Genomic DNA, 17266 nt, shown 5'->3' on the forward strand with positions numbered 1-17266 from the left:
GCTGTGTTGAATACAGCTGCGCTTTTGATAGATCAGTATATGGAGCAGGATTTTTTAAAGCAGTTATTTCAACAGGAGTTTTCTAAGATGGTGGCGGTGATTAGTAAGCGCTTTGGTTTAGAGCACATTGAAACCGCCGAGGATATTGTCAGTGAAACTTTTCTTTTGGCTACGGAAAGCTGGGAAACAAAAGGAATTCCTCCAAATCCTGCAGCATGGCTGTATGCCGTAGCGAAGCAAAAGGCGCTTTCCCATTTTAGAAGAAACAAAATTTTTGAAGATAAGGTCCTTCCTGAACTTCATCTGGAGGAAGGAGCGAAAGAGAATATAGAAGAATTCAGCTTTTCAGATGAGAATATAAAGGATAGTCAGCTGCAAATGTTGTTTGCAATATGTACACCTGCAATTGCGAGCGAGGCACAAATAGGCCTGGCCTTAAGAATCCTCTGCGGTTTTGGCATTGATGAAATTGCGGAGGCTTTCCTCTCGAATAAAGAAACCATCAATAAAAGGTTATTCAGGGCTAAAGAAAAATTGCGCGCAGAAAAGGTAGAGCTGATATTGCCTGGGGAAAATGAAATTGTGAAAAGGCTCGACAATGTCCTTCATATCATTTACCTGCTTTTTAGTGAAGGTTATTATTCCAAAACGCAGAATCAAATTCTGCGAAAGGAGCTTTGCATTGAAGCATTGCGACTGGCGATGATGCTGACCGCCTATGAAAAGACCAATTTTCCTAAAACCAATGCCCTGATTGCATTGATGTGCTTCCATTCCTCACGTTTTAATGCCCGACAAAACAAGGAAGGCGAAATCATTTTGTACGAAGAACAGGATGAATCCCTTTGGGATCAGGAGTTGTTCAATACGGGGATACACTTTCTAAATCTTTCTGCCGCAGGACAGGAGCTGAGTACTTATCACCTGGAAGCTAAAATCGCTTATTGTCATTGTGTAAAGGAAGATACCCCGAAAAAATGGGAAGAGATTTTACAACTCTATAACCAGTTGTTAATTCTGAATTACTCTCCAGCTGCTGCACTCAATAGGACATTTGCCCTGTATAAAGCGAATGGAGCCGAAATAGCACTGGTAGAGGCAGAAAAGTTAAAGCTGGAAAACCACCATTTCTATTTTATGCTATTGGCAGAGTTATACAAGGATATTGATCGCCATAAATCCATCGCCAATTTTGAAAGGGCAGCTCTATTAGCGAAAACAGCCGCCGAAAGGCAGCTGATTCAGGGAAAAATAGATCAGATTAGGGTCTGATTAGTGTTTGATGAAATGGTCAATCAGGCCACCGGCAAGTACGATGAGGAAATTAAAAATAATCCCCCCTAAGATGAAGGCGGTGAATGATTTTACATAAGTGAACAGTTTTTTCTCATTATAAAATTGTCCAATTGCCCAGGCACTATAAACAAAACTAACTATAGTAGATATCGTCGTTAAGTCAACTTTTGCAATTCCTTCTATAAGTTTAAAAATGGCTAGAATCAACATTCCCATACCCATCACGAAACACAGTACGATAAGTATTTCAAAGAAATTATAATTGTGGCGGCGATAGAATAGTTTCAGCATCAGAGCAATGATTACACTGGAAATAATGTTGGCATAGCCATAATGGGTTTCCACCCAATGTAGAATATGGGTTGCGGTTGGCCCTATTTTCATTCCTTTTAGCGCAGCATCAACTGGCTTCAGTTCTGTAGGAAAGAGGTTTGCGATAATGGTGTAAATCAATGAGGTAACAATGACAAAAATAATGGGTTTTACCAGTCGGCTTCTATTTTCACTAATAAATGATCTTATACCTTGGCCAGGTGTAAGTAGCAATTCTTTGGTGGTATATAAAATCCCCTTGTCCAGGTGCAATACATGTTCAATTTCATGTTGGATGTAATGAAAGTCTACTCTTTTAAGTTGCGCAGGCTGACCACAATTGCCGCAAAATTTTTCGCTGATGGTATAATTACAGTTTTTGCAATTGATCATAAGATCGAATGTTTTATTGTTAGTTTATTTTTTTTATCAAAAATCCACACAAAAATATTCACCGATCCTACACTTTAGTGTAAATTAGATCCGAAATGTTTTTACAATGGAAGATAAAGTATATACAGGTCTGCTGACCAGGAATCAATTAAGGGAGATTTCAACGAAAGACCGGTTACAAAATTATGACTATCTGGCTGCGGTGGAGTCTCTGGCAAGGCTTACTTATGAAAGTGTCTATGTGATTGATTATGAGAAGATGTCTTTTGAGTATGTTTCAGAAAATCCGCTGTTTCTATGTGGATATAGCCCTCAGGAAGTGCTTGAGATGGGCTACGAATTTTATTTTAAAAATGTCCCTGAAGAGGATTTGAAACTTTTGACATTGATAAATGATGCTGGCTTCGGTTTTTTTGAGAAGTTGCCTGCAGAGGAGAAAAAAAAATACAGCATTACTTATGATTTTCATTTGAGAAATCAGCTGGGGAAGCAAGTGCTCGTCAACCATAAATTAACGCCAATGTTTCTTACGGGGCAGGACAAGATATGGAAAGCGATGTGCATTGTTTCAATTTCGCATCGTCAACAGTTAGGAAATGTATTTATTTACAAGCAAGGCTCCGATGAATTTTGGGAACTGGACCTCATTTCCAAAGTTTGGCGTAAATCTGAGAAACCTACACTCAGTAAGAGAGAAATAGAGATTTTACATTTATACGCCCAGGGCCTAACCATTAACCAGATTGCGGAAAAAATATTCGTTGCTCCAGATACAGTCAAATATTATAGAAGACGAATTTTTGAGCGTTTGGATGTCAATAATATTGTTGAAGCACTTTCCTATGCAGTGAACAACAAGATCATTTAATGCTAAAATGCAACTATTCGCACTAACCTGCGTCTAATAAAAAAAAAGCAGCTTATGAAATCATCGTTTTTACTCCCTTTGACACTGATTGCTTTTTTAAGTACTCAGCTGCTGTTTGCTCAGTCAGATAGCCAAACAAAAGCATTGATCGAAAAAGTGGAGTCAGGTTTAATCCCTGTGCTTCGTTTTGAGGGAGATTCTATATGGACGATGGAATCAAGAATGAAACATTATGGTGTTCCCGGACTGACCATAGCGGTGATCAAGGATTCGAAGATTGCCTATGTGAAAAGCTACGGAATCACCGATAAAACCAGTAAACTTCCAGTAACCAGTCAGACGCTTTTTCAGGCAGCATCTATTAGTAAGCCAGTGAGTGCTTATGCGGTATTAAAGGAGGTTGATCTGGGTAAAATCAATGCGGATGAGGATGTGAACCTTTATCTAAAATCCTGGAAACTTCCGGACAATGAGTTTACCAATACAAAAAAGGTAAATCTGAAACACCTATTGAGCCATAGTGGCGGATTAACGGTTGGTGGCTTCAGAGGTTATGCCCTTGGCGAGCCTGTTCCAAGCCTTATTCAGGTGCTCAATGGGGAGAAACCGGCCAACTCTCCGGAAATCAGAGTGGATAAAGTTCCAGGAGGTACACTGCGATATTCCGGAGGGGGCTATTGTATTCTTCAGCAAATGATGATCGATTTAGAAGGGAAGTCTTATCCTCAGCTCATGAAAGAACTGGTTCTTGTTCCGCTTGGAATGAATAGCAGTACCTACGAGCAACCCTTGTCTGGCGAACAATTGAAATTGGCAGCTACAGGTTATTTACCGAATGGTAAAGAAGTTCCGGGAAAAAGACATACTTATCCGGAAATGGCTCCCGCCGGACTTTGGACCAATGCCACAGACCTTGCCAAATTCATTATCGATCTGCAGTCCACCTTAAATGGGGAAAGTCAGCAGGTGCTTTCCCGGTCGATGGCTCAGCAAATGGTAAGTCCATTTATTGAACGTTACGAAGGATTGGGGATTTTCCTGGAAAAAAGAGACCAAACCCAATATTTTAATCATGGCGGATGGAATGAAGGATTTTCGAGTTTGATGGTAGGGAATACCAGTCATGGAGATGGAATGGTGGTGATGACCAATGGAAATCAACCCTTGTTAATTAATGAAGTATACCGCGCGGTAGGCAATGTATTCAAATGGCCAGGTCATGAGTATCCGGTATACAAGAAATTAGCTTTGACTGCAGCCGACAGGAAGAAAATTATAGGCCGATATCAGACTGATAAGTATGGTCTGACCAAAATTTATGAAGAAAAGGGGAAGTTGTTCCATCAAAACAATATGGATGAACCAGCAGAATTTTTTAAAGTTGGACCAGATACTTATGTGAGAACCGGATGGGAGCAGAAGATTAAGTTTCTTAAGAATCCTGCGGATCAAAAAACTTACCTGGTGAATTTAATTTTCAATGATACGGTTCGTTATGAAAACCCAAAAATGCCCAGTAATGAAAAAACAGCTTATGAATTGGTTAACGAAGGACAATTTGATCAGGCCCTGGCAGCATTTAAAAAAATAAAAGCAGAGGCGCCTGAACACTATCTCGTGAATGAATCTAATATCAATAATCAGGGCTACAATCTTTTGCATGCTAAAAAAATCGATAAATCGATCGCAGTATTCAGAATAAACACTTTGCTGTATCCAAACAGTGGGAACGCTTACGACAGTCTTGGAGAAGCTTATCTTGCTCATGGAGATAAAAAACTGGCAAAGGAAAACTATGAAAAAGCTTTAAAACTAAATCCTGGGAATGAAAATGCTGCCAAAATAGTTAAATCTTTAACAACTGAATAAAATAAGGGGCGTTATTCAGTTAAATTTCGGTGATCATCAATAAACAAGGTGTATTTTGTCAAATTATTTATAATATTGGTTCCTGGGATACAAAATAGGGGCAAAAATAATGGCAGTCAGACCACTGGATGATGAAAAATACATTCTAAAAAAGATAGCAGAAGGCGATGAGCGTTCATTTGCTGAATTATTTCATTGGTATGTTAAGCCCCTTGCAGAATTTGTGCATAAACTCACAGATTCTGTTGAATTAACAGAGGAGATTATCCAGGATTCCTTTATTAAAGTCTGGTTGAGGCGGGAAACACTACCAGCTATAGATAATTTCAGTGGTTACTTGTATATCATGTGTAGAAATGAAACCTTTTTGGTGCTGAAGAAATTGGCGGCCAGGACGGTTTCCCATGCTGCGTTTGAAAAAGAGGCAGTTAATGAAATGGCATTGGAAGGGTTGGAGAATCCAGCTGATGAATATCGGAAGCGCATAGAGTTGGCAGTTGATAAATTACCTGAGCAGCAGCAAAAGGTATATAAGATGAGCCGTTATGATCGCTTAAAGCATGAGGAAATTGCGAGGTTACTAGAGCTCTCTCCAGAAACCGTCAAAAAACACATCCAGTTAGCGGTGCAATTTATCCGCAAAGACGTAAATGGCGGTATGGACCTGAGCATCATTCTGGTGCTGACCAGTACCATTATCTTACAGTAGAAAAAATATTTTATTTTCATTACCCCCTTTTTCAAACTTTTAACTCTTTAGTGTTGATGAGGCCGATTTCTGTTTGGCCCATAGAATAACATGATGCACAAAGATAGATTCTCTTATTTATTTAAACAGTACTTCCAGAAGAAAGCCAGTCCTGCTGAGCGGTCTGAATTCATGCGTATGGTTCATTCCGCAAAATATGATCAGGAATTGGAAGTGTTAATGGACGAGTATTATGAAAACTTTCAGCAGCAACAGAGCCCATTTTCTGCAATAGAGGAGAACAGGATGCTAAAGGCAGTGCTGAAAGCTGGAAATCCAACTGCAAATGTGAAGTTACCTGCCGGAAGAAGAATGAAATTATGGGCCAGGATTTCCATAGCCGCCACTATAGCCCTTTGTATGGGCACAGGATTTTTTACTTACCGTAGTTATACCTATCATAAGGATCAGGAACTGGCGGCGAGTATGATCAGGCCGGGATCAAATAAAGCACGTTTAGTATTAAGTAATGGTGAGGTGATCCTGTTGGACACCCTAAAAAATGGAACTCAGTCTTTAGAGGCCGGAATCCAGTTGACAAAAACAAAGAATGGGCAACTGGTTTACAAGATCAGCGATCAGCATAGTGACCGTCCCAGCCTCATCCATACGATTGAAACACCAAAAGGAGGAATGTATCAGCTGCAGCTTCCTGATGGAACTGAAGTTTGGCTGAATGCAGCTTCCTCCCTGAAATATTCCAGCGTTTTTAAAGACAAGAAAAGAGAAGTGACGCTGAGCGGGGAGGCCTACTTTGAAGTTGCACATCGTGCCAATCAACCTTTTTTGGTACATACTCAGGATCAGGTAGTAGAAGTACTGGGTACACATTTTAACATTAGTGCCTATCCTGATGAGGAGAAGCAGGTCACTACCTTATTGCAAGGATCGGTAAAAACCAGTAGTAAAGCTGCAGCTGTGATGCTGAAGCCTGGTCAGCAGTCTATTCTCAATATCAAGAAAGAACAGTTAAAGCTGGCTGAAGCCGATATTGAAAGTGTAATGGCCTGGAAAAACGGAGATTTTATTTTCAAAGACGAGGATCTGGCCAGTGTCATGAAAAAAGTGGAACGCTGGTATGATGTAGAGGTGGTTTTTCAGGATGTTGATCCATCGAAGATTAAGTTAGGTGGCTGGGTGTCCCGTACTAAAAACATCTCGGCTGTCCTCAAAATTATTGAACCCATTGCCGGTATAAAAATTAAAATTGAGGGAAGGAGGATCACTGTGATGAAGTAATTCTACTCTACTTCGGGCTGATCCAGAAATTCAGGAGTGCGCTAACACTCCTGAAAGGTATTGGATTATCCTTGAATACTTATTTATGCGAACAAACAACTAAACCAATAACCCAACCATTCAAATGTATGAAATTTAGTAGTAATTTCTCATGCAGGATAAAATCCTGTGTGCAGAAGTTGAGTATATGCCCGGACCTGAAGCCTAACCAACTCAGTCCAGCCTTAAGGCGAATGATCATTATGCGTATTCAACTCGTTTTCTTTATTGCTTTTACGGCTATGCTACAGGTCAGTGCCAGTAGCTTCGCACAAAGAATCAATATCAACCAAACCAATATTAGCTTAGAAAAAGCTTTAAAATTAATTCGCGAGCAAAGCGGATATGATGTATTATATGACTCGAATGTTATTAAGAAACCTACTGGTGTGATGCTGAATGTGAAGAATGGAAGTGTAGCAGAGGCCTTAAAACAGTGTTTAACAGGTACCGGATTTACTTATCAGATTGAGGAAAATACGATCCTGATTAAAGAAAAGTCTTATATAGAGGATGTGGTTGCAGTCATCAGGAGGCAGTTCAATGTGAATGTGATTGGTGGCACAGTCTGGACTAAGAAGAACAATGAAATTCTGGCTGGTGCAACTGTAATGGTTAAAAGAACCAAAAAAGCCGTTTATACAGATACTTATGGCCGGTTTGGAATTCATGACGTGCTTCCAACTGACACATTAGTCTGCAGTTATATAGGGTATATTACTCAGTCTGTCCCTGTGGGGAAAGACAGGGAATTCCTGATTAAACTTGAAGAAACGACCAATGCATTGGATGCTGTTGTGGTACAGGCTTATGGCAGAACGACACAGCGCTTAACCACAGGAAATATTGTTAGGGTTAGTGCCGCGGATATTAGTAAGCAGTTGGCCGTGAATCCAATACTTGCCCTTCAAGGGCTGGTTCCAGGGCTGGAGATTACGCGTTCTAATGGCAATGATATGAGTGTGCCAAAAGTGGAGTTACGTGGAAGAAGTTCCATTAACTCTAATTTTGGAGGGGCACCGTTATATATTGTAGATGGTGTGCCATTAACAGTTCTTGGCACCAGATTTACCAATTCGGGTACAAGCACACAAAGTTACATTTCACAGGGAATGGACCAGGGTGGTTTGGCAGCTACCTCAGATGGTATTAGCCCACTGTACAGTATAAATCCCGCGGATATTGAATCTATAGAAGTCTTAAAGGATGCTGATGCTACCGCAATTTACGGGAGTCGTGGCGGAAACGGGGTCATTCTGATCAGCACTAAAAAAGGAAAGGCGGGAGAAACAAAATTCGCGCTGAATGGGAAACAAGGTCTTAAGCGGGTAGTTCAAAAATGGGATTTATTAAATACTGAACAGTATTTAGAGATGAGGAACCAGGCTTTTATAAATGATGGCATCAAGCCAACCACAATAAATGCACCTGAACTGCTCAAATATGATCCTAACAGATATACAGATTGGCAGGATTACATTTACGGGTATTCTGGCCAATACACGGATTTCCAGGCTGGATTATCTGGCGGTGACCGGCAAACTAATTTTAGGGTTTCTACCGGACTGAACCGCGTAAAGAGCATTGCAGTGGTAAGTGGAGCGAATCAAAGAATTTCAGTTTCTTCGAACCTGTCACACAGCAGTGTAGATCAGCGATTCAAAATGAGTTTCTCCAATTCCTATGCCAGCTATGTGAACAATGCGAACAGTCTGGGTAATGTGTCCATATTACCACCAAATGCACCAGAAGTTTATGATGAAACTGGAAAATTGAATTTTGGGGGATGGCAGGATGGTCTGTTCGAATTTAGTCAGCTGCAAAAAAGGGGCAAGGGAACTGGAAATACATTGAACTCGAGTTTGAATTTAGGTTATTCGGTATGGAAGAATCTATCTATGAACGTAAATCTGGGTTACAATTCCATGTCATCAGATCAAAGATTGATCACTCCACTTTCTTCCTATAATCTGGTGACCAACCCATCGGCACAAGCCAGTATTTCTACGGCCAATACCAATGTGAAGAACTTCCTGATAGAACCTCAGGCAGAGTACAATTCCTTTATTGGAAAAGGAAAATTAAATGCTTTACTTGGTGCCACATTTCAATCGACTTCCACAAATGTAAGGCAATTGTCGGCCACAGGATTTGCCTCGGATGAGCAATTGCAAAGTATCAATGCTGCGACTAAATTTGATAATTCAGAAAGGGTATTGTTTCATAAGTACCTTGGCGTATTTGGAAGGTTAAGCTACAATTGGGAAAATAAGTATATACTTAATCTGAATGGAAGACGGGATGGCAGTAGTCGTTTTGGTCCAGCCAATCGTTTCGGGAACTTTGGCTCTGTGGGGGCGGCATGGATTGCTTCTGAAGAACCCTGGGTTAGTCATAACCTGCCCAAATTTATCAGTTTACTGAAGTTCAGAGGAAGTTATGGGGTAACTGGTAGTGATGGAATTGGAGATTATCAGTATTTAACGCAATGGGGATCTAGTGCTTCGGGAGCAAAAATGTGGCCATATGAGGGGGTTAATCCACTTGTGCCGCAGATTCAGCCAAATGATGATTTTCATTGGCAACAAAATAAAAAGTCGGAGCTGGCTTTAAGCCTGGCCTTCTTTAAAGATGTGCTCAGCATGGAAGTCGCCATGTACCGCGATTTTTCCAATAATCAGCTGTTGTCTTTCCCCATACCTGGATATTCCGGTTTCAATACCGTGGTTCTAAACTCACCTGCAGAAGTGGAGAACAGTGGGATTGAATTTAGTTTTTCCGGAAAAATTATAAATACCAGAAACTTTAGCTGGCATGCTGGGTTTAACTATTCCAAAAATAAAAATGTATTGGTAGGCTACCCTAAATTTGAGGAATCCCCTTATTATGCGGCTTATAAAATTGGCCAATCCCTAAACAATACCTATGTATATCATTTTACGGGAGTAGACCCTCAGACCGGAGAGAATACCTTTCAGGATGCCAATGGCGATGGAAAGATATTGAATGTATCTAATATTCCGAGTGGGACAGGAGCTGACGACCGTATCATCGCCATCAATACTTCCCCTGATTTTTTTGGAGGAATGTCTCATAATTTCAGTTATAAAAACTTTTCCTTAATGGCCGGCTTCACTTACTTTAAACAAAGGGCGACAGAAGTGATTTCGCCAACTGGTAATAAGAATAGGAGTTTGTACGAGTATGAAAATACCTGGAGAAATCCCGGGGATCAGGCGCTGTTTCCTAAATTTACAACAGTCAATAAACTCAGTAATAGCCAATATGCCACTTCTGATGCCGCTTATGTCGACGCCTCGTTTATCAGACTTCAAAGTCTGCAGTTGGCTTATTTACTACCTGCGGATAAGTTAAAATCAATAGGCATTAGTAACCTTTCCCTGAATGTGACTGGCGACAATATTTTTGTCATTACCAATTACAATGGTTTGGATCCTGAGGTCAGAACATTTGGCGGATTGCCATTGACACGCACCATTACCATCGGTTTAAACTGTACTTTTTAACGCTAAATGATGATGAAAATAACTTTTAGATATTTGAGTTGCGCAGTGATGAGTATTGCGCTTTTATTGACAGGTTGTAAGAAACTGGTAGATATAGATGAACCCATAGATACTGTAACCAGTGTGAAGATATTTTCTTCCGATGCGCAGGCCGACCAAACTTTGGCGGGTCTGTATAGCCAGATGATTTCCAGCGACGGCATGTTGTCGATGTTAAATGGAGGAGCAACGATTTACGGTGGACTGGCTGCAGATGAGTTCAGTCTTCCTAACGGAGTTTTATTTGCAGAAGATCAGGAGATCAATAACAATAAAATCCTGGTAGACAACTCTGTTTCGAAGGAGGTTTTATGGATGGCTACCTACAAAACCATTTATACAGCCAATGCGATTCTGGATGGGGAAGCGGCTTCAACTGCGACCACACTCAGCAAAACCAAGCGGATTGAGCTTAAGGCTTCCGCCAGATTTTTTAGGGCTTTCGGGTTTTTCTACCTGACCAATTTCTTTGGAGATATTCCGCTGCCAATGAGCAGCGACTACCGGAAGAACATCAGGTTAAAAAGAGTGAAACAGTTGGAAGTATATCAGCAGATTATTGAGGATTTAAAAGAGGCCATCAGCCTTTTTTCTGATCCTGAAGCAACAGTGATGAGTAAATCCAGGGCCAATAAAGTGGCTGCAGAAGCATTACTTGCCAGGACCTATCTGTACATTCAGGATTGGGGAAATGCTGAAAGCTATGCGAATCAGGTGATTGCTAATTCTTCCTACAAATTGGAAGCTCTGAAAAAAACATTTGATCCGGATAGCAAGGAGACTATTCTTCAGCTAACAATCAATCCGAGTACAAATGTGGGTATGATCAATGAAATCAATCATTTCAGTCCGCTTTTTCCTTTGTCGTATCTGTCTGCTGCAGATCAGGCTTTTTTTCTCGATCCGGATAATTATGCCGGTTTTTTAGATGCTTTGACACCAAGGATCACCGTACAGGAACAATTGACAAATGCTTTTGAGGCTGATGACCAAAGAAAAAACACCTGGTTAGATTACAATCCAAGTCCGGGGGTAGCGCCATATTTTGCGAGAAAAACGTATTTCGCCAGTAAATACCCGAAGACGGAGTCCGACAGGACCAATTACGTACTGATCAGGTTGGCAGAATTGCATTTGATCAGGGCTGAGGCGAGAGCGATGCTCCATAAAACGGATCTGGCTGTAGCAGACATTGATCTCATCCGAAACAGAGCCGGATTGGGGAAAACCAATGCGGTAGCTCAGCAAGATTTGATGAGTGCTATAGCTCAGGAACGGAAAACAGAATTGTTTGCGGAGTGGGGACATCGTTTTTTCGACCTGAAAAGAACTGGGAAGGCAGTTGCTGTATTGTCTGCTATCCCCGGAAAACAAGGGCTTACTGCCGATGACTTGTTGTTTCCAATTCCCCCTCTAGAAATTCTTGCAAATTCTAACCTCACACAAAACCCAGGATACTAAAACAATCAAATTAACATATAAAACCATGAAACCTTATTTTTTAAACAAGGGCTGGAAGGGCTATGCCCTTCTTGCACTGGGCATTTCCATGCTTTCTTCCTGTGAAGGAGGTGCTGATGTTCCCGTAGAAAGAAAGAAAATGCCCCGCTTTAGCAGTTCAGGAGCTAGTCTGGAGGAGGAGTTCCTTGGCCGCCGGGCCTATACTTCCTGCGGGATGGCTTTTGAAACTGACATTGTCAATCTGGGGGATCCCGCCAACAACAGTTCATACCTTTGTATTCCACTCGCCGATGCGGAAGCCGATGCTTCTGCATTAGCCCTGATCAATATGTTTAGACCTTTTGCCTCTGTTTATCTGGCACAATGGGCTAAAATGGGCAACAAAGGACTGATGATCGACCTTCGAAGTGATCGCCAGCAACAGGGGAGCAGAATGGATTATAACCTGGAAAAGGAACATACTTTCTCCATTTCTGTGGTCATTCTATCGGATGCAAAATCGGCCATCAGAGCGAAAGGCTTTACGCAGCTCATGAGCAATCTCCCTGGAGTAAGGAGTGTAAAAGCAAGCCAACAATTTTCCATCGACTAATCTATTTATACAAACACAATGAAAATCAATCAATATAGTAAATATCTAATGCTTGCTTTTTTACTGAGCAGTTCCATGCTGACGCTTGCACAAAAGAGCAAACGTTCAAAACAGGCAAAGCATGCAGCTGCCGATACCGTCAAAAAGGCAGATTTGAAGCCAAAAATCGATCCTAACAAAAAGATCAAACCTTACGAATCTATCATCAATAAAAACTTCAAAACAGAAAAGGGACTATTTGCTGTACATCGTTATAGAGATACCGTTTACTTTGAGATTTCTGATAGTCTTTTGAAAAGAGACATCATGGTCATCAACCGCTTGTCTAAAGCACCAGGTGGTTATGGGATGTATGCAGGAGAGCAATTGGATGAAAAAACCATTCAATTTGAAAAGGGAGCCGATTCGACTTTAAGGATCCGGTATAGTTTATTGTTAAATGAAGCAGATCCAAATAGTGCCATCAATAAGGCCGTTTTGCGCTCTAATTTAAATCCATTGGTGGCCAGCTTTCCAATTGTGGCCTATTCCAAAGATTCGAGCAGCTGCATCATTGATGTTTCCAAGTTCTTACTGGATGCCAACTTTATCAATAGCATCGATCCGGGAGTAAGTCTGGACAAAGAACTGAGTTCTTCTTTTCTCAAAAATGCAGCGATTGAGTCTATCCGAACTTATCCAATCAATCTGGAAATTGCCATTAGCAAAACGATGATGTCTAAGCCTCAGGCAGGTAGTACGGCATCTGTTCCAGTGAGTCTGGAAACCAATACTTCCTTTGTATTGCTTCCAAAAGTACCAATGCAAAGAAGGTTTTTTGACAAAAGGGTAGGTTATTTTGGCTATGATTATAATGAATTTGGTGACAATCAGCAGCGTGCAGAAGTTAAAAAGTTTATCAGCAGATGGAGATTGGAGCCTAAAGATGCAGATATTGATAAATGGAAAAAAGGTGTATTGGTAGAGCCGAAAAAACCAATCGTCATTTATATTGATCCGGCAACGCCAAAACAATGGGTGCAACCCCTGATTGATGGGATTTCAGATTGGCAGGTGGCTTTTGAAAAAGCAGGTTTTAAAAATGCCATCATTGGAAAACCATGGCCTGAAAACGATACCACGATGCATATGGACGACATCAGGTATTCTATGATCAACTATTTCCCATCTGAAGTAGCCAATGCCTATGGTCCACATATTGCAGATCCAAGAAGTGGAGAGATCATTCAGACCCATATTGGCTGGTACCATAACGTGATGGACCTGTTAAACAGGTGGTATCTGATCCAGGCTGGTGCAACAGACCCGGAAGCCAGAAAAGGAAAGTTTGATGATAAACTGATGGGACAACTGATTCGTTTTGTTTCCAGTCACGAGGTAGGACATACCTTAGGCTTACGCCATAATTTTGGATCTAGTAGCAAAACCCCAGTGGATAGTTTAAGAAACCTAAACTATTTGAAAAAGAATGGCCATACAGCCAGTATTATGGATTATGCCCGTTTCAATTATGTGGCACAACCGGAAGATCATATTCCTCAGCAGTATTTGTTTCCAAGAATCGGAGATTATGATCAATGGGCAATAGAATGGGGCTACAAAAGTACACATGCGGCAAATGCGGATGAAGATCAGAAAATTGTGAAGCAATGGATTGTAGACCGTGTAGGTAAAAACCCAAGGTTATGGTTCGGAGATGGTGAAACCAGAGGTGGAGATCCACGCGTTCAAACGGAAGATTTGGGTGACAATTCTATGAAGGCCAGTAGCTATGGGATTAAAAACCTGAAACGCATATTGCCTAATCTAAAAACATGGACTTATGAAAGGGGGGGCTTGTATGGCAATATGGCCAGAACACATGTGGCTGTATTAGACCAATATTACAGGTATCTGAACCATGTATTGAGCAATGTTGGTGGGATTTACAGAACCTACAGATCTGAAGATGAAAAGTTACCAGTATATACTGCTACCCCTAGAAAACTACAGATTGAGGCCATTCAGTTTTTTGATAAAGAGTTGTTTACCACTCCAAAATGGATTTTAAACGCAAATATCCAGGACATGGATATGGACCCTACATTTGATCCGAAGAAAAATCCAACCGGTGCAAATTTTATAGAGGATATGCAGGTGAAAACGTTGAATACTTTACTGGATATTACGGTTTTACATCAAATCTTAGCGAATAATATTCGCTTTGGAAAAGGGACTTACACGGTGGTAGAGCATTTAAATGGTGTGCACAACAGCATCTGGAAAGAATTAAAATCAGCATCCGTAAACATGGATAGCTACCGCAGAAATTTACAGAAAAGCTATGTGGGCGCATTGTTGGATGTGATCGTTACAAAATCTGCGGGAGGCACTGAAACGGATGTTTATTCCATTGTGAAAGCGGAATTAAAAAGCTTACAGCAAAACATCAAACAAGCCATTCCGAAAACTTCTGAAACGCTAAATAAGTATCATTTGATAGACTTGGAAAGTAGAATTTCTAAAGCCATCAATACCAAAAGTTAAACAACACGCTCTTTAATTCAACTTTACAGCCTCCAGGGTATCTTATACCAGGAGGCTGTTTTTCCATATCTTTTTTTTAATCTTTTTAAGATGCTGATCAACAAGCTATGCCTGCTTGCAGGATTTGTTTTGTCTGTTTTTTTAAGTCATGCGCAAACGATATTATCTGGAAAAGTTCAGGATGCCAATGGTTTACCCATGCCTGGGGTGAACATCATCGTTAAAAGTCTATCTCTGGGTACTGCTACTGATGAACGGGGCGAGTTTCGCTTTAAGGTTCATGTTTCCGGCAACTACCTGCTGCAGGCTTCTGCCATTGGCTACCTTAGTGATAGCCTTAAGGTGCTGATCAAAGGAGAACGTGTTTTGATCAATTTCAGCTTACATGAAAATAACCATGATTTAGAAGGAATTCTGATTTCGAACACCAGAAATCTTACTGAACTCAACAGAAATTACACCTTGAGTCCAATTGCAATGGTGCTCACTGCGGGTGCTGCAGCGGATGTAACTGCGGCATTGCAAACTTATCCGGGTGCTGCTCCGGCAGGAAATGAAACTGGTTTTTTTGTGCGTGGTGGTACCGCTGCAGAAACGACCGTTTTGTTTGACGGGATGCTGGTGAAAAATGCTTTTGGTAGTCGGCTGCCAGATCTTGCCAACAGGAGCAGGTTTTCCGTTTTTTTATTTGATAAAACGGCCTTTAGTACCAATGGTTATACCGCGTCCAACGGACAAGCTTTGTCCTCTGTTTTGACCATGGATACAAGGGGTGTTGCCCTAAAATCTTCTACAGAGTTTTCTTTGATCGATCTCGGCATGGGAGCTGCGCACACCCATCGTTTTAAAAACAGTTCTTTAATGTTGGGTGGTAATTATTACAATTTTTCTCCTTACCATAAAATCGTAGCTCAAAATACGCAATGGGAGAAAGATCCGGAACAAAAACAACTCTCGATGCATTATAAATATAAAACCTCTGAAACAGGAATGTTTAAAGTTTTTGCGGATTACAGTGATACCAGACTTTCCTTTAAGATCAATAATCCAAATTACCAGACGAAAGACCTGCTTTACAACAGGAATAAAAACATATATGTGAATGCCAATTATCAGGAGACTTTAAAATCCGATTGGAAACTTTTTACAGGTGTTTCCTATAACAAAACACAGGAATCCGGATGGGTAAATTCAGATGAATATTATCAGAATGATGAGGTCTGGCATCAGAAAATATCGCTGACAAAAAGGTTCAGAGGAAGTTCTCAAGTTCTGCTTGGCGCTGAATTATTTGAAAATGCCAGGGCAGAAGGGTATACTGGAATGTCCAGGAAGTACAGTGATGTGCTGAGCGCCGGGTTTGCAGAATCTGAACTCTATTTTACGGATCAACTGAATTTAAAAACCGGTCTAAGATTGGAGTCTTCTGCCTATCTCGATAGAATGAATCTGGCACCACGCACAGCCATATATTTTCAGGCCAGTCCAATTCATAAAATAATAGCCTCTTATGGGCATTACTATCAAAAACCAGACGATAGTTTCCTCACACAAACTTCAAAGTTGCGTGATGAAAAGTCCATTCAATATGCACTGGAGTATGAAATGAAAATGTCTTTCCGTATCCTGAGGTTTTCGGCATATTTTAAAGATTACCAACGGCTTGTGAAAATTAAAACGCCAGTGTTTTCTGGCTTTCAGGCCTATGGTCCACCATTGCAAATTGAAGATTTCAATAACAATGGAAAGGGGTATGCCAAAGGTTTTGATGTTTTCTGGAAAGACAAACAAAGTATTGACCTGGCAGAGTATTATGTTTCTTATTCTTACCTCGATACTAAAAGAAATTACCTGGATTTTGAAAATGCAGCCCGACCATCTTTTGCACCCAAACATACTTTTAACCTGGTGGCCATGCGCAGTACAGCCAATGTGCATTGGCAATTTTCAGGTACTTACACTTTCAGCAGTGGCAGAAGTTATTTTAATCCTTTAAATCCTGTTTTTATGGCAGATCGGACTCATTACAACCACAACGTAAGTCTTGGAATTAATTACCTTCCAAACTGGAAAAAGCGCTTCTCTGCTTTTAACCTGAACATCAATAATGTGTTGGGCTTAAACAACACTTATGGGTACCGTTATTCTTTTGAGGGGAGCAGGAGGGAGGCAATTTTACCTCCGGCAAAAAGGAGCTTTTTACTGAGTTTTCTAATGAGTATAAATGGGGATGAATTTAATCACTAAATTTTCTTTCTCTTATCGTTTGAATATCCTTTTTTTAAGGCTCTAAATTTCAAATCATCATTTTTCACTATTTTTGTAATATTCGGGTTTAATGTATAAGATAAGGAGAT

Annotated in this window: 11 protein-coding genes; 10 read left to right on the forward strand and 1 reads right to left on the reverse strand. The window is 40.6% G+C overall.

Going from position 1 to position 17266, the window contains the following annotated elements; translation table 11 throughout:
• Positions 1 to 3: 3 nt before the first annotated feature.
• Entirely contained in the window at positions 4 to 1272 is a 1269-nt protein-coding gene (locus R2Q94_RS04935; protein ID WP_316820333.1) for an RNA polymerase sigma factor, read from the forward strand.
• Here R2Q94_RS04935 and R2Q94_RS04940 read toward each other — a convergent pair whose 3' ends face one another.
• A complete protein-coding gene (locus R2Q94_RS04940) occupies positions 1273 to 2001 on the reverse strand; it encodes a DUF3667 domain-containing protein (protein WP_316820334.1) in 729 nt (242 codons plus the stop codon).
• Between the two features lie 106 nt (positions 2002 to 2107).
• Between R2Q94_RS04940 and R2Q94_RS04945 the strand changes: the two genes are divergently transcribed.
• The 9 genes from R2Q94_RS04945 (at position 2108) to R2Q94_RS04985 (ending at position 17156) form a co-directional block, all read left to right on the forward strand.
• Entirely contained in the window at positions 2108 to 2869 is a 762-nt protein-coding gene (locus R2Q94_RS04945; protein WP_316820335.1) for a helix-turn-helix transcriptional regulator, read from the forward strand.
• A 54-nt stretch (positions 2870 to 2923) separates the two neighbouring features.
• On the forward strand, positions 2924 to 4738 hold the full coding sequence (locus R2Q94_RS04950) for a serine hydrolase (RefSeq protein ID WP_316820336.1): 1815 nt from the start codon (positions 2924 to 2926) through the stop codon (positions 4736 to 4738).
• A 109-nt stretch (positions 4739 to 4847) separates the two neighbouring features.
• Positions 4848 to 5447, forward strand: a complete 600-nt coding sequence (locus R2Q94_RS04955) for an RNA polymerase sigma-70 factor (RefSeq protein ID WP_316820337.1) — start codon at positions 4848 to 4850, stop codon at positions 5445 to 5447.
• Between the two features lie 90 nt (positions 5448 to 5537).
• Positions 5538 to 6725, forward strand: coding sequence for a FecR family protein (locus R2Q94_RS04960; RefSeq protein WP_316820338.1), 1188 nt, complete (start codon positions 5538 to 5540; stop codon positions 6723 to 6725).
• Between the two features lie 128 nt (positions 6726 to 6853).
• Positions 6854 to 10291, forward strand: coding sequence for a SusC/RagA family TonB-linked outer membrane protein (locus R2Q94_RS04965; RefSeq protein ID WP_316820339.1), 3438 nt, complete (start codon positions 6854 to 6856; stop codon positions 10289 to 10291).
• 9 nt (positions 10292 to 10300) lie between these two features.
• Entirely contained in the window at positions 10301 to 11791 is a 1491-nt protein-coding gene (locus R2Q94_RS04970; protein ID WP_316820340.1) for a RagB/SusD family nutrient uptake outer membrane protein, read from the forward strand.
• A 25-nt stretch (positions 11792 to 11816) separates the two neighbouring features.
• Positions 11817 to 12383: a hypothetical protein gene (locus tag R2Q94_RS04975; RefSeq protein ID WP_316820341.1), complete on the forward strand. Its 567-nt coding sequence runs from the start codon at positions 11817 to 11819 to the stop codon at positions 12381 to 12383.
• Between the two features lie 18 nt (positions 12384 to 12401).
• Positions 12402 to 14909, forward strand: coding sequence for a zinc-dependent metalloprotease (locus tag R2Q94_RS04980; RefSeq protein WP_316820342.1), 2508 nt, complete (start codon positions 12402 to 12404; stop codon positions 14907 to 14909).
• Positions 14910 to 14999: 90 nt separating this feature from the next.
• Positions 15000 to 17156, forward strand: a complete 2157-nt coding sequence (locus R2Q94_RS04985) for a TonB-dependent receptor (protein ID WP_316820343.1) — start codon at positions 15000 to 15002, stop codon at positions 17154 to 17156.
• The last annotated feature ends 110 nt before the right edge of the window (positions 17157 to 17266 follow it).

Origin of the sequence: Pedobacter gandavensis (assembly GCF_032678465.1) — a bacterium.
In the GTDB taxonomy this organism is placed as follows: Bacteria; Bacteroidota; Bacteroidia; order Sphingobacteriales; family Sphingobacteriaceae; genus Pedobacter; species Pedobacter gandavensis_B.

Coding starts and splice junctions, on each gene's coding strand:
- R2Q94_RS04940 (WP_316820334.1), bottom strand. CDS start 2,001: ATGATCAATTGCAAAAACTGTAATTATACCATCAGCGAAAAATTTTGC.
- R2Q94_RS04945 (WP_316820335.1), top strand. CDS start 2,108: ATGGAAGATAAAGTATATACAGGTCTGCTGACCAGGAATCAATTAAGG.
- R2Q94_RS04950 (WP_316820336.1), top strand. CDS start 2,924: ATGAAATCATCGTTTTTACTCCCTTTGACACTGATTGCTTTTTTAAGT.
- R2Q94_RS04955 (WP_316820337.1), top strand. CDS start 4,848: ATGGCAGTCAGACCACTGGATGATGAAAAATACATTCTAAAAAAGATA.
- R2Q94_RS04960 (WP_316820338.1), top strand. CDS start 5,538: ATGATGCACAAAGATAGATTCTCTTATTTATTTAAACAGTACTTCCAG.
- R2Q94_RS04965 (WP_316820339.1), top strand. CDS start 6,854: ATGAAATTTAGTAGTAATTTCTCATGCAGGATAAAATCCTGTGTGCAG.
- R2Q94_RS04970 (WP_316820340.1), top strand. CDS start 10,301: ATGATGAAAATAACTTTTAGATATTTGAGTTGCGCAGTGATGAGTATT.
- R2Q94_RS04975 (WP_316820341.1), top strand. CDS start 11,817: ATGAAACCTTATTTTTTAAACAAGGGCTGGAAGGGCTATGCCCTTCTT.
- R2Q94_RS04980 (WP_316820342.1), top strand. CDS start 12,402: ATGAAAATCAATCAATATAGTAAATATCTAATGCTTGCTTTTTTACTG.
- R2Q94_RS04985 (WP_316820343.1), top strand. CDS start 15,000: ATGCTGATCAACAAGCTATGCCTGCTTGCAGGATTTGTTTTGTCTGTT.